Below are 13,589 nucleotides of genomic sequence, written 5' to 3'. Positions count from 1 at the left end.
TGTCCCACGTCCGTCCGCACACCCGGCCCCGCCTGCGCTCATCGGCCGCTCCCCGCGCGGCCGACCGAGGTGAGCCCACCCTTCGCGCGAACCACACCGCCCGGCATGGCAGTCTTAGACCTGCGCAATGCCGTATCGGTGTAGTGAACAGTCAAGAGTTCGGGCAAGGAGCGGGCACAGTGCAGCGCTGGCGTGGCTTGGAGGACATCCCCGAGGGCTGGGGGCGCAGCGTCGTCACCATCGGCTCCTACGACGGCGTACACCGCGGGCATCAGCTGATCCTCGGCAAGGCCGTGGCACGCGCCCGCGAGCTGGGCGTACCGGCCGTGGCGGTCACCTTCGACCCGCACCCCAGTGAGGTCGTGCGGCCCGGTACGCATCCGCCGCTGCTCGCGCCGCACCACCGGCGGGCCGAGCTGATGGCCGAACTGGGCGTGGACGCCGTGCTGATCCTCCCCTTCACCAAGGAGTTCTCGAAGCTGGCACCCGCCGACTTCGTCGTGAAGGTGCTGGTGGACAAGTTGCACGCCAAACTCGTCGTGGAGGGCCCCAACTTCCGCTTCGGGCACAAGGCGGCGGGCAACGTCGAGACGCTGGCCGAGCTCGGCCGGACGTACGACTACGACGTCGAGGTCGTCGACCTCTTCGAGCGCGGCGAGGCGGGCGACGGCGAGCCGTTCTCCTCCACGCTCACCCGCCGGCTGGTCGCGGCCGGGGACATGGCCGGCGCCGCCGAGGTGCTCGGCCGCCCGCACCGCGTCGAGGGCATCGTCGTACGCGGCGCCCAGCGCGGCCGCGAACTGGGCTTCCCCACCGCCAACGTGGAGACGCTGCCGCACACCGCCATCCCCGCCGACGGCGTGTACGCGGGCTTCCTGCACGTCGAGGGCGAGGCGATGCCCGCCGCCATCTCGGTCGGCACCAACCCGCAGTTCGACGGCAAGATCCGCACCGTCGAGGCGTACGCCATCGACCGCGTCGGGCTCGACCTGTACGGCCTGCACGTCGCCGTCGACTTCGTCGCGTACATCCGCGGCCAGGAGAAGTTCGACACGCTGGACGCGCTGCTGGAGCGCATGGCCGTGGACGTGAAGCAGGCCCGCGCGCTGGTCGGCCAGGAAGGCCAGCAGAGCGCCTCCTGAGCGGTCTTGAACAGAAATCTTGAACAGAAGTCCTGAACAGAAGTAAGTCCTGAACGAGTGAACCCCCTTGCATCGCAAGGGGGTTCACTCATGTGCGCGCTACCGCGCCGCTCCTACTGCTGCGGTGGCTGCTGCTGCGGAGGGTGCTGCTGCGGAGGGTGCTGCTGCCACCCCGGCTGCGGGCCGGGCTGTCCCGGCTGCCCCGGCTGAGCGGGCTGCTGGGGGTAGCCGTAGCCGTACTGGCCGCCGGGCTGCGGCTGTTGCTGCTGCGGGTACCCCTGCGGAGGCTGCTGACCCTGCGGGGGCTGCTGCTGCCAGCCCGGCTGCGGACCGGGCTGCCCGGGCTGGCCGGGGTACTGACCCGGCTGCCCCGGCTGACCGGGGTACTGGCCGGGCTGGGGCTGGCCCGGGACCTGCTGGCCGGGAGCCTGCTGGTAACCGCCCGGCATCGGCGGCGCGGCGTTCGGCGGCTGGTGGCCGCCGTTCTCCTGCTGCGTCCACAGTCCCTGCGCCGACTGCGCCCGCGCGAAGTCCTCCGCGACCATCGCCGAGAGGTTGAAGTACGCCTCCCGGGTCTTGGGCCGCATCATGTCGAGGTCGACCTCGGCGCCCGCCGACAGATGCTCGTCGAACGGCACGACGACCACGCCGCGGCAGCGCGTCTCGAAGTGCGACACGATGTCCTCGACCTTGATCATCTTGCCGGTCTCGCGCACCCCGGAGATGACCGTGATGCTGCGCGACACGAGGTCGGCGTAGCCGTGCGCCGAGAGCCAGTCCAGCGTCGTACTGGCGCTGCTCGCACCGTCCACCGACGGCGTGGAGATGATGATGAGCTGGTCCGCGAGGTCCAGCACGCCCCGCATGGCGCTGTACAGCAGGCCCGTACCGGAGTCCGTCAGGATGATCGGGTACTGCTGGCCCAGGATGTCGAGGACGCGGCGGTAGTCGTCGTCGTTGAAGGTCGTCGAGACGGCCGGGTCGACGTCGTTGGCGAGGATCTCCAGGCCGGACGGCGCCTGCGAGGTGAACCGCCGGATGTCCATGTAGTTGTTGAGGTACGGGATCGCCGTGACGAGGTCGCGGATCGTGGCACCCGTCTCGCGGCGCACACGGCGGCCGAGCGTACCGGCGTCCGGGTTGGCGTCGATCGCGATGACCTTGTCCTGCCGCTCCGTCGCCAGCGTGGCGCCGAGCGCGGTGGTGGTCGTGGTCTTGCCCACGCCGCCCTTGAGGCTGATCACCGCGATGCGGTAGCAGGAGAGGACCGGCGTACGGATCAGGTCGAGCTTGCGCTGGCGCTCGGCCTCCTCCTTCTTGCCGCCGAACTTGAACAGCGAATTGTTCTGCTGGCTGCTCCGCGCCTTCTGCTTGCCCTTGATCAGCCGCTCCGAGGACAGCTCCACGGCAGCGGTGTACCCGAGGGGCGCACCGGCCGGGCCCTGCTGCGGGGCGGGCTGGCCGTGCTGCCCGGGCGCCTGGCCGGACCAGGCGTCGGCGCTCTGCGGCGCGGCGCCCTGGCCGCCGGGGTAGCCCTGGGGACCCGGCTGCTGCGGCTGGCCGGGCTGGCCGGGCTGACCGTACGGGGAGGGCTGGGCTCCGGGGTGGGCGTTCGGCTGGCCCTGCGGGGAGTTGGGCTGGGGCTGGTGGGGGTTCGGCTGGCCCGGGTGGCCGGGCTGACCGGGCCCTGCCGGCTGCTGCTGGGGATAGCCGTAGCCGGACTGCTGGGGGTAGCCGTACCCGGACTGCTGCGGGTAACCGTAACCGGGCTGGGGGCCGGGGGCGCCGGGCACGGGTGCGGGACCGGGGTGAGCGCCGGGGTGTCCGCCCTGCTGTCCCTGCGGCGCGGGCTGCGGCTGACCGGGCTGCCCCTGCGCGGGCTGCGGCTGCGGGCCGGGCTGCCCCGGCTGCGCGGCCTGACCGGGCCCACCCTGCGGGCCCGCGGGCTGCGGCTGCGGCGCGCCCGGCGACCATCCCTGGCCGGGCTGCGGCGAGGAGGCCGGCGCGTTCGGCGGTACGGGCTGTCCGGTGGCGGGCGCGGCGGGCTGTCCCTCGGGCTGAGCGCCCGGCTGTGCGACGGGCGCGGCCTGTGCGGGCGTCCCTGCGGGGGTCTGCGCGGCCGGTCCGGGGGTGGTCTGCTCCGGGGCCTGCGAGGCTTGTACGGGCGCGGGCTGCCCCGGCGTCTGCTGCGGGGGCACCTGCTGCGCGGGCACCTGCTGCGCGGGCACCTGCGACGGAGCCGGGTAGCCGTAGCCGCCCTGCTGCGCGCCCTGGTTCGGTACGGACGGCGCCCCGCCGCCCGACGCGGGCTGTGCCCCGCCCTGCTGTCCTGGCGCGGCACTCGCTGCCGGCGGCAGGCTGTAATCACCCTGCGGCGCGGCAGGCGTCTCGGCCGGACCCTGCGCGGGCGGGGACCACGCACCGGACTGCGGCGCGTTCGGAGTCGCGGGGGCGTTCTGTCCCTGCGGCTCGGCGGGCCGGAACTCCGGCGGCAGCGGCGGCAGTGAAGGCGCGGGCTCCTGCTGCGGGGTGGGCGACCACGCGCCGGCGGCCTGCTGACCGTGCGGAGGCGTCATGGGCGCGGCGTCCTCGCTCAACGGCTCGGGCCGCTCGACCACCGGCTCCGGGCTGCCCGCGGCCGCGGACCCGGACTCCTTCTCCGCGCTCTGCGCGGCACCGTTCGCCGCGGCCCCGGAACCCTCCGAAGCCGCCGTACCGGCAGCCTCACCGGTCTTTTCCGTCGCGTCCGCCCGCTCCTGGATCTCGGCGCGCAGCGCGGACGAGAAAGGCGTGCTCGACCCGTCGGCCGCATCCCCGCCCGGGCTCGCCGGACCCTGGGACCCGCCACCGAGCGCGGCCGGGGTCTCGCCCACGGCGCCGGGACCGGCGCTCGGCGCGTCAGGCACCGACGGCTTCGCCGCCGGCGGGAACAGCGGCTCACCCAACGGCGGCGGAGGCGGCGGCAAAGTACCACTCACACCGGCACCGGCCGCGGCCCCAGCACCCGCACCGGCCCCGGCACCGGCACTCGGCCCGTTCCCGGCACTCGCCCCGGACCCGGTATGCGTCCCGGACCCCGCACTCGCCCCCGAATCGGCGTTCTGCGTGTACCAAGCAGGCGGGGTGTAGTCGATGGTGAACTCACCCGTCATTTCGGGATCCGCGTCGGACTGATCCTCGCCGGGGGTGATGCCGCCCGTGCGGATCTCGTCCCGATCGCTGCTCACTACGCCTCCTGCTGTGGTCTGGTACCTCTGAATCCCGCGACGCGACACCGTTCACGCGCATCGCTGACACACGTACGCCGATTCGCCGGATCCCCCTGACACGCCGGGCGTTCCCGTGGGTTCCCCTGTCGCTTGGACCCAAGCCTAAACGCCATCGCCGACAGCCCGGCAGGCCCGCCTTCGCCCGATACCTGTCTGTTGCCTCAGGTTACGCATGTCGCCCCACGCCGTAGCAGCAAAGAGGCCAACCCTCCCCAGCCGCCTCCCGGCCCACCCCGGCCCTCTCCCCCTGGTAGCAGACCGAGCGCCCCAACCGCCGAAGCGCTACCGATCGCACCGACTACCCGGACCGCCCCAACTGTCCCGATCGCCCCGACAGCCCGAAATCGCCCCCCTGGACTCTCAGTCCACCCGACGAGGATTCCCCAGCAGTCCGATCTCCGCTTCCGTCGGCCGGGTCATGACGTACTGCCGCGCCTGATTGTCACCGCACCAGAGCGTGACCCCGTCGCCGATCGACGGCAGCGCGTCGACATCGCTCTGCGGGAGCCCCAGAATGCGTGCGGCGTGCGCGGCCTCGTCGGGAGAGATCCGCTGCAGGCCGACGAGTCCGGCGGCGTTCATCAGCCGCGGGGCCACCGGGCTCAGGTACGGCAGCAGCGTCAGCACCGACTGCCAGGGCGCCGAGGAGACCCGCCCGCGCGGCGGCCGCATCCCGCAGTCGCGCACGACCAGTACAGGGCTGCCGACGGTCGCACCCATCGGGGGCACCCGCCCGACCTCGTGCAGCGTCAAGCACTCCTGACCCGCACCCGCCGCGTGCGCCAGGTTCGTCCACAGCTGGGGCCGGCCCGTCTCGACGGCGACCCGCGCCCCCGTACCGGCAGCCCGCAGCGCGATTGCCTGGGCCGTCCACACCCCGCCGACCAGCAGGATGTCGAACGGCGCGGGGTGGTAGAGCCCCAGCACCGCCGGGCGGTTCTCCGCGTCGTGGCCCACCATCAGGCCGTCGTCGCCGAGCGGCAGCGTCAGCGCGCCGAGGTCGTCGACCGGCACCACATGCCGCTCCCGGCGAGGCCCGTACAGACCCCGCAGGGCCGAAGTCGCGGAAGCCATCAGCGCGCACCTCCCAGTGGCAGCGTCGCCACCGCACCGGGCAGCTGCTCCCGGTCCAGCCGCACCAGGCCCAGCTTCGCCACGCGCGCCGCCGCCTCCAACTGCTGCCGCGCCCGCGAGAGCTCGGCGTCCGAACGCCCGGTCAGCCGTACGTGTCCGCTCACCCCGGCCGCGCCGTGCCGGTCGCCGGCCGTCACGGTCAGGCTGAACGTCGAGGCCAGCGCCGGTACGGACGTCAGTACCGACACCAGGCGCGGCAACGGCGTCGCCGACCGGCCCAGCTCCGGCCAGCGCCCGACCCCGTACGTCGTGTGCAGCCGGTCGTCGCACTTCCAGACGCGGGAGGACTCGTGCGTGCGGCGGGCCGGAGCGGCGTCGGGCAGGCCGGCCCGCGCGGTCGCGACCGGATTGGCGCAGGCCGAGGTCGCGAGCGCCGCTATCAGTTCCTGCTCGTCGAGGACCGTGGCCAGGAAGCCGGCGCCCGTGAGGCGACTGGCCAAGTGGTCGGTCGCGCGGGTCAGACAGCGCTGCGCGCCGGTCAGCCCGCCACCGCGCGCCTCGACCGCCTCCCGGCACAGCTCGGGATCGAACTTCAGCGCCACCCACATCAGCCGCAGCGCCGGCGCCCCGGTCTGCTGCTGGAGGGGCAGGTAACTCTGCCGGGCCACCGCGTGCTCGGGCAGATGCGGCGCGGGCGCGGGCTGCACGTGCTGGACCACCTGGACGGACTCCAGCCTGATCCCGTCCACGTCCAGCGCGTCGTGCAGCAGCGTGAGCGGCAGCGCCCGGGCCCCGCCCGGCGGCCGCAGCGCGCTGCCCTTGGCCTCGACCCGCACGACGGCCGTCAGGAACGTCCCGTCCCCGGCCATCCCGACCGTCCGCCGGTCCCGGTCCAGATATCCGTACGTCCGCAGCCCGGGCACCGCCTCGGCGGCCGGCGCGAGACTGGGATCCACCCGCTGGTCGAGCGGCCGCGCCGCACTCTTCCGGGCCCGCAGCGCCAGTACGGTCGACAGCCAGTCCCGTATCGACAACCGCCGCCGCCGCAACACCGCGAGCAACACGAGCCCCACAGCCACCACGATCGCGGGCACCAGCAACAACATGCTCACCGCAGCAGCCGCCAGCACCACGGCCAACGCAAGCTCGATCAGCACGAGTTGCTGCAGTTGGACGGGTCCGAGCCGATTGGTCCGCCGCTCGGTCCGCAGGGTCGTCGAAGCGGGGACGGCAGGCCGTGTGCCGGAGGACGAGGGCATGTTCCGGTCGGCCGCGCGCCGCCCGCGGTTGCGGCTTCCGCGATCACCGCGGTGATCCGCGGCGGGGTGCACCCGTGTCGCCGTTCCCATCCCCCGGAAGCCCCCTAGTGTCCGCGCTCGTCCCTTTCGCAGAAGGGCCGTGAATCAGGGCGACACCCTACTACTTGGGCGGCACTCCGAGATCACCTGTCACTGCCGCCTCATCCGGGCGAGTTGGCCGTGTGCGTACCGCTCGACGGCTGCCCGCGATGTCAACTCCCCGCCACCGAGGAGCGGCCCCCATGGGCGAGTACTCGCCATGATTCGGCATAGTGGTCTCTCTCGGTGTCACGCGTCGCATCGAGAGGCGGAGACTACGGGGCAGTTGGCGCAGTGGGGAGAAACGGGCGGACATGGCATCACGGCGGGACGAGCTCAACGCCTACACGTTCGCGAAAAGGCGGCTGGTCGCGTCGTTTCTCCAACCGTCACCGAGCGGCACGGAGGAGGGTGCCCCGCGGCCGCTGCAGGCCGTCGTTCCCGGGTTGATCGCGGCCGCGATCCTCGTCGCGGGATTCGGCGCGTGGGGAATGTTCAAGCCCACGGCGCCGGTGGGCTGGGGCAAGCCCGGCGACAAGGTGATCATCGGCAGCGATTCGACCACGCGGTACGTCGTCCTGAAGACCAAGAAGCACAAGCAGCTCCACCCCGTGCTCAATCTCGCCTCCGCCAAGCTCCTCCTCACGACCGACAACTTCCAGGTCGTCAACGTGGACGAGAAGGTCCTCGACAGCGGCAGGATCCCGCACGGCCCCACGCTGGGCATCCCGTACGCGCCCGACCGGCTGCCCAGCGCGGACGAGGCGAAGAAGGCCAAGCGGTGGGCGGTGTGCGAGCAGCAGGGCGAGGGCGGCGACGTGCAGAAGGCCACCTTCGTCTTCGACGACAGGGAAGCCGGCAGGGTCGACGGCCGGCAGCGCCTGAAGCGCGGCGACGTCATGTACGTACGGGGCCAGGGCGGCAAGCTGTACATGGTCGACCACCGGGGCTACAAGTACGAGCTGGCGAACAACGAGAAGCTGCTCCGGCCGCTCATGGGGGCGGAGAAGCCGCAGCGCGTCAGCAACGACTGGCTGGACACTCTCAAGCCCGGTGACCCCGTCGACTTCCAGTCCGTGGGGCCCGGAGTCGGCAGCGCGCCGGACATCCCGGGTGACACGCTCCCGCAGGAGATCAACAAGATCGGCACGGTGCTGAAGGCGCCCTACAACGGCACCATGCAGCACTACGTCGTCCTGAAGGACCGGATCGCGCCCATCACGGACTTCATGGCGTACCTGCTGCTCGTCAGCCCCGAGCTGGGCACGCTGCACCAGGCGGCCAAGCCCGTACAGGTCGGCAGCCAGTCCTTCACCCCGGGGGCCGAGTTCGGGGGCAACCTCCGCTGGCCCGAGACGAAGACGAGCCGGGTCAACTTCCCGGCCGGTACGTACGGCGGCCGCGACACGGTCTGCAGCGTGCTGCGCGGCGTCGACTCCCACGACGCCGATACCACGCTCAGCACGTGGGCGGGCACCAACTACCCGCAGAAGATCGTCAACGACACGACGAGCGCCTACGTGACGCCCGGCTCCGGGCTGCTCTTCCGCCAGGTACAGGGCTCGGACACCAGCACCGGCTCGGTCTTCCTGGCCACCGACTCCGGGCTTCGGTACGGCGTACAGACCAACGGCGACAGCGGCACGGCCACGTCGGAGATCGGCACGGACGGCAAGAAGAAGTCGAAGGAGCAAGCGCAGCAGGAGGCCATGAAGGCGCAGAAGCGTCTCGGGTACGGCGGCATCAAGCCGGTGCCGGTTCCGCTGACCTGGTCGAAGTTCCTGCCGACGGGACCGCGTCTGGACACCAACAGCGCCCGGCAGCCGCAGGGTTCGTAAGGCCGAGAGGCGGAGGAGACGCATCCCATGGCCGTAACGGACCTGACCAGGCGCTGCCTGACCGTACTGGCGGCGACGGCGCTGACCGCTGCCGGCACGACCGCCGTCGGCGTGCCCACGGCGAGCGCCGCGGACACCACGCAGTGCACCTTTCCCTCGAAAACACCGATCAAGAGCCTGCCCTGGTCCCTCCGGCGGCTCCGGCTCGAACAGCTCTGGCAGGACACCAAGGGTGAGGGCCAGCGGGTCGCCGTCATCGACACCGGCGTCGACAACACGAACAGGCAGCTGACGGACGCCGTCGACGCGGCCAGCGGCAAGAACCTGCTCCCGCTCAAGCCCGAGAAGGACCAGTACGGGGAGGCGACGCCGCGCGGCAAGGCGAACGGCACGACGGACACCGTCGGCCACGGCACCAAGGTCGCGGGCATCATCGCGGCACGTCCTGATACGAGCAACGAGTTCGTCGGCATCGCCCCGAAAGCGACGATCATCCCGATCAAGCAGAACGACGACAAGGGCAGCGGCAATGCCGAAACGCTCGCCGCCGCGATCAATTACGCCGTGCAGAAGCGCGCCACCGTCATCAACATCTCGCAGGACACGGAGAAGGCCCTCCCCGACGACAATGTCCTGAAGCGCGCTGTCGACAACGCCCTGAACAACGACGTCGTGGTCGTCGCTTCGGCCGGCAACGACGGCCTGGGCGGCAACGTCAAGGAGACCTATCCGGCCGCGTACCCCGGTGTCCTGGCGGTGGCCGCGTCGGACCGCAACAACGAACGCGCGGTCTTCTCCCAGTCCGGCCCCTTCGTGAGCGTGGCGGCGCCAGGCGTCGACATGGTCTCCACGGTGCCCAAGGGCGGCCTGTGCGTCGACAACGGAACCAGCTTCTCGGCCCCGTACGTCGCCGGCGTCGCCGCCCTCATCCGGGCCAAGCACAAGGACTGGAAGCAGCACCGCGTCGTGACCCAGATCGAACAGACCGCGGAACGCTCCATCCCCGGCCGCGACAACCACGTCGGCTGGGGCGTCGTGGACCCGGTCCGCGCCGTGAACGAGGAGGGTGGCCCGACCGACCACCCCGTCGCCCAGGGCGGCGTCAGCAAGGGAGCCCTCCCCGACGTCCCCGACCTGCCGATCGGTGAGACCCCGCAGCAGCGCGACGAACGTCTGGGCACGTACGCGGTGGCCGGCGGCGGCGTCCTGGTGGCGGTCATCGCGGGAACCGCGCTCGTCTACCGCGACTGGCGCCGGCGTCGCCCGGCCGTGTGGTCCGCTCGTCGTGACGATGTCGACCATCCGGTGTGACGTGAAGGGGGATGTCAGTGGGGGATGAGAAGCTGTTCGTCGGTGGGAAACCGGGGCGGGTGTGACGATCGTTCCTTGTGATACGCAGCTGTGCCGACTGACTGAATTGACTAGTGTTACGGCAGACGTTGCAGACGTCGAGTGGAACGTAACGGGGGATGGGGAGAGGACATGGGGGTTCCCGAGTCGGAGTTGGGCAAGGCGCCGCAACCGTTGTCGGCCGCGGGCCAGGACGCGCGGTCGCACGTCAGGCTCGGACCGGGTGAGCTGCGCTCCCTCAAGAAGAGGGTCGACGGCGCGTTGCGGGAGCTCGAATCATCCGCGGGATCGAAGGACCAGCTCGGCCAACACGTCCTCCCCAGCGCCTCGTTCGGCGCGGGCAGCTTCGCGGAGGCCGCGGACCTCAGCCGGATGTACGAGCGGGTGCACACGCACCTGACGAAGCTGTCGCAGACACTCGGTGACCAGATCGAGGCCATGGGGATCGCCGTGCTGGGGACCCAGCACGGTTTTGAAGCGATCGACGAGGAACAGCGGCGCCGCTACCACGAGATCCGGACGCGGACTCAGGAGCGGTACGAGGAGCAGCGCGAGAAGCCGCGCGACAAGCGGGACGACCGCAAGCACACCGAGCTCTGATCGGGAGGGGGACAGAAGATGACTGACGAAAGCACGTCGCGCGAGGTCAGGCCCGACTATCCGGCCGCGCTGGCCTGGACTCGGCAGGGCCTGCGGTCCGCCGCCGGAGCGGCGCCGATCCTGCTCCCCGCTCTCACCAGGTTCGGCGGCACGAACTTCGAGAATCACGAGCTGGACGACATGCTCGACATGATCGAGTCCGCCAGGCCGAGCGACCTGGAGCTCACCGGCGACGCCCTCGTCACCGCCGCCGAGGCGATCAGAGGAGTCGGCGAGGAGCTGAAGAAGTACGCCGACCAGGCCGAGTGGGAGGGCGAGTCCGGCGACGCCATGCGCAAGTGGACCGCCAACCTCAGCAAGAACACGCTGAAGCTCGCCACCTACAGCGAGACCGCCGGCAAGCAGCTGAAGAACGCCGGCGAGGGCCTGGCGACGGTCAAGAAGTCCATGCCGAAGCGGGACGCGGACGGCGGCCTCGCCGAAGCCGTCAAGGACATCCCGACTCCCGCCCGGGTCGACACGAATCCGGACTACGCCAAGGCCAAGAAGCGTGAGGGCGACCGCCAGGAAGCCATCACCCAGATGAACAAGCTCAGCTCCTACTACATCGTCTCCCACGACACGATGGCCACGCAGGAGGAGCCGGTGTTCACGCCTATGCCGGATGTGGGGGTGCCGGCTCCGGTGCCGACGTGGAACCCGATCGAGTCCGGCCCCACGGGCAGCGCCGAGCACACGGTCACGCCGACCGCGGGAGGGGCGGCTCACCACGCTGCGGTTGATCACCGAAGTGCTCCGCAGCTGCCGACTGCGCACCATCAGTCCTTCACGCCGGCCGACGAAGCCAGGGTTGGCATCGACAGTGTGGCGCCTCCGGCGCCTCCGGCCGATCCGACCACGCGCGTGCCGACACAGCCGCCGGGCCCGACGAATCCCCCCGTGGCCCCGGGGCCCCTGCCGACCGGTCCCGTCAGCACGGGGCCGATTCCCCGCGGTACGGGAAAGCTGCCGGGCGTTCCCGGTCCGCTGAGGCCCGGAGGCCAGCCACCGGGTCTCACGGGCCGAGGCACGACAGGTCCCGTCTCGCCCCTGCGACCGGGCACCACCGGCCGTCCCGGGCCGATGGGGCAGCCCGGTACCCCCGGACGGCCGAGCGGTGTGAGCCCTCGGGCCATCGGCCGCCCGGCCGTAACGGGCACCGGTCCTGCTGTCAACGGTGCACGCCCGGGGGCCGCAGGCATGCCGCGCGGCCGCAACGGCATCGTCGGTGGCACGCCCAGCACTCCCGGCCGTACGACCGCTTCGTCGCCGAGTGCGCGAGCCATCACACCTGGCGGTGAACGGGGTGCGACCACGGGCCGCGGCATCGTCGGGGCGGGTGCGAAACCTTCGGCGGAGTCGGCTGAAGCCAGGGCCGCATCGGCCCGCAGGCTCGCCACCAACCAGGGTGGCGTCGTCGGTACCCCGCGCTCCGAGTCCGGCGCTCCCGGCCGCGGCCAGCGCGGATTCACCCAGGGCGGCACGGGGCTGGTCCGCAACACCGGGGGAGAGGAGCACCCTGCGGGCGCGCCTCGTGGCGAATCCCAGAAGGAGAACCGCCGGCCGGGGCAGCCGACCGAAGACGAAGAGACGTGGAATACAGGGCGGCGGCGCGACACTGCCCCGCCGGTCATCGAGTGACTCAGGTGAGGCGAGGAATGACGGCTGGAGAGAACCGGACGGCGATGCCGAGGAATACGCGGAGGATGCGTCGCCGCGCGCTCCCTGTCCTGGCGGCAACGGGCGCCTGGGCGGTGTGCCTCATGGGCGCGGCTCCGGCCGCCGTCGCGGAGGACGTCCAGTCGAAGCAGTGGTACCTGGACGCCATGCAGGCGCAGGACATGTGGAAGGTGAGCACGGGCAAGGGCATCAAGGTGGCCGTGGTCGACACGGGGGTGAATCCCTCCACGCCTTCTCTGCGTGGCCAGGTTTTGAGCGGGCGTGACGTCGCGGGGGTTTCCGGGGGCGCGCATGACGACTATGACGGTCACGGAACGACAATGGCCGAACTGATCGCGGGCACTGGTAAGGGGGGCGGCCTGCAGGGGCTGGCTCCAGACGCGAAGATTTTCCCTGTGCGGACAGCTCTCAGCAGCCTGAAGAATAAGCCGGACGAAGACACCATTGCTCCTGCTATTCGTGCGGCAGCCGATAGTGATGCGCAGATCATCAATATGTCGATCAGCGGAGTAGGCACCACCCCGCAGATTGAGAAGGCCGTCGAGTATGCAGCCGGCAAGGGCAAGCTGATGTTCGCCGGTACGGGTAATGACGGCGAAGGCAAGAGCCTTTCGGAGTACCCCGCGGCGTACCCGGAGGTCATCGGCGTTGGCTCGGTGGATTCCACGGGAACGGTCTCGAAGTTCTCCACGCACGGAAACACCGTTTCAGTCGCCGCTCCAGGTTCCGACGTGCCCAAGTGGTGCGACAAGACGCTGAAGAGCTACTGCGACGGTGAAGGAACCAGTGCCGCCACCGCCATCGCCTCCGCCTCCGCCGCATTGATCTGGTCCAAGCACCGGGACTGGAACGCCAACCAGGTAGCCCGAGTTCTCGTCGGGACGACTGACGGGGTCATGGAGAACCGCAATCCCAGCAAGTATGTCGGGTACGGCGCCGTGCGGCCCCGGCTCAATTTGCTGGAGGGGAAGGGGGAGCCGGGCAATCCGAAGCAGCCCGCCTTCCTGAGCAATGGCGATTTCGACACGTCGAAGGACGCGTTCGAGAAGCCGGACGCCGCGCCCGGCAAGGGCGAGGAGGCCGGCTCCGGAAAGGCCGACGCCGGTTCGCAGGCCGATCCGGCCAAGGCGTCTTCCGGTGACAACAGCACGCTCTGGACGAGCCTCGGTATCGGTGCCGCGGTGATCGTCCTCGGGGGCGGCGCGTTCGCATTCCTGCGTGCGCGCCGGGGATGATCTTCATCCGACCGTCCCTGAACGC

Annotated in this window: 9 protein-coding genes; 6 read left to right on the top strand and 3 right to left on the bottom strand. The window is 71.2% G+C overall.

Annotation, left to right across the window (positions count from 1 at the left end; translation table 11 throughout):
* Positions 1 to 179: 179 nt before the first annotated feature.
* On the top strand, positions 180 to 1,142 hold the full coding sequence (locus ACIGXO_RS08120) for a bifunctional riboflavin kinase/FAD synthetase (RefSeq protein ID WP_399782083.1): 963 nt from the start codon (positions 180 to 182) through the stop codon (positions 1,140 to 1,142).
* A gap of 113 nt (positions 1,143 to 1,255) precedes the next feature.
* Here ACIGXO_RS08120 and ACIGXO_RS08115 read toward each other — a convergent pair whose 3' ends face one another.
* The 3 genes from ACIGXO_RS08115 to eccE all read right to left on the bottom strand — a co-directional run bounded on the left by ACIGXO_RS08115 (position 1,256) and on the right by eccE (position 6,834).
* Complete coding sequence (locus ACIGXO_RS08115) at positions 1,256 to 4,369, bottom strand: SCO5717 family growth-regulating ATPase (RefSeq protein ID WP_399782080.1); 3,114 nt, start codon at positions 4,367 to 4,369, stop codon at positions 1,256 to 1,258.
* Between the two features lie 402 nt (positions 4,370 to 4,771).
* Entirely contained in the window at positions 4,772 to 5,485 is a 714-nt protein-coding gene (locus tag ACIGXO_RS08110; protein WP_399782077.1) for a hypothetical protein, read from the bottom strand.
* On the bottom strand, positions 5,485 to 6,834 hold the full coding sequence (gene eccE / locus ACIGXO_RS08105; RefSeq protein ID WP_399782074.1) for a type VII secretion protein EccE: 1,350 nt from the start codon (positions 6,832 to 6,834) through the stop codon (positions 5,485 to 5,487). Before eccE ends, ACIGXO_RS08110 begins: the two co-directional genes overlap by 1 nt.
* Before the next feature lie 302 nt (positions 6,835 to 7,136).
* On the opposite strand from eccE, the gene eccB reads away from it, so the two are divergent.
* From eccB to ACIGXO_RS08080, 5 genes are all read left to right on the top strand, one after another.
* Positions 7,137 to 8,660, top strand: a complete 1,524-nt coding sequence (eccB, locus tag ACIGXO_RS08100; RefSeq protein ID WP_399782071.1) for a type VII secretion protein EccB — start codon at positions 7,137 to 7,139, stop codon at positions 8,658 to 8,660.
* Between the two features lie 27 nt (positions 8,661 to 8,687).
* Positions 8,688 to 9,971, top strand: a complete 1,284-nt coding sequence (gene mycP / locus ACIGXO_RS08095) for a type VII secretion-associated serine protease mycosin (protein WP_399782068.1) — start codon at positions 8,688 to 8,690, stop codon at positions 9,969 to 9,971.
* Positions 9,972 to 10,142: 171 nt separating this feature from the next.
* A complete protein-coding gene (locus ACIGXO_RS08090) occupies positions 10,143 to 10,610 on the top strand; it encodes a hypothetical protein (RefSeq protein ID WP_399782065.1) in 468 nt (155 codons plus the stop codon).
* Positions 10,611 to 10,628: 18 nt separating this feature from the next.
* Entirely contained in the window at positions 10,629 to 12,290 is a 1,662-nt protein-coding gene (locus tag ACIGXO_RS08085) for a hypothetical protein (RefSeq protein WP_399782063.1), read from the top strand.
* 65 nt (positions 12,291 to 12,355) lie between these two features.
* Complete coding sequence (locus ACIGXO_RS08080; RefSeq protein WP_399782060.1) at positions 12,356 to 13,564, top strand: S8 family serine peptidase; 1,209 nt, start codon at positions 12,356 to 12,358, stop codon at positions 13,562 to 13,564.
* Positions 13,565 to 13,589: the final 25 nt, after the last annotated feature.

The organism is Streptomyces sp. NPDC053542, assembly GCF_044544685.1.
Taxonomy (GTDB): Bacteria; Actinomycetota; Actinomycetes; order Streptomycetales; family Streptomycetaceae; genus Streptomyces.
Note: the sequence above shows the minus strand (reverse complement) of the source record. Positions and strands in the feature narration are given on the sequence as shown.